This is a genomic window from Pelomicrobium sp. G1 (genome assembly GCF_051905455.1).
Lineage (GTDB): Bacteria > Pseudomonadota > Gammaproteobacteria > Burkholderiales > UBA6910 > Pelomicrobium.
In genome coordinates this window covers 1-268 of sequence record NZ_JBQACR010000365.1, presented here as the reverse complement: position 1 = coordinate 268, position 268 = coordinate 1, and the positions used below count along the sequence as shown (strand labels likewise).

Annotated in this window: 1 protein-coding gene; it reads right to left on the bottom strand. The window is 70.5% G+C overall.

All coding sequences use genetic code 11. The features are described from left to right. Window positions 1-268 (bottom strand): ArsA-related P-loop ATPase (locus tag ACTFO6_RS18850; protein WP_439935887.1); only part of this gene is annotated, 268 nt, incomplete at both ends.

Below are 268 nucleotides of genomic sequence, written 5' to 3'. Positions count from 1 at the left end.
CATTACCTCGTCCCGATAGCGCTCGACTTCCGTCCGGGGATCGATCCGGCCCAGACTCAGCCCCTCGGGCAGCTCGACCACGGCGCCGACGACATGGGCCGCCGGGTCCGTGGTGGTGAAGTGCACCGCGTGCCCGCGGCGGGCCAGCGCCATCGCGATCTCCACCGCCACCGTGGTCTTGCCCACGCCCCCCTTTCCCATGGTCATGATCAGTCCGGGACCGGCCGACTCCAGCTCGTCGACGAGGGTCGTGAGGTCCGGCAGTGCC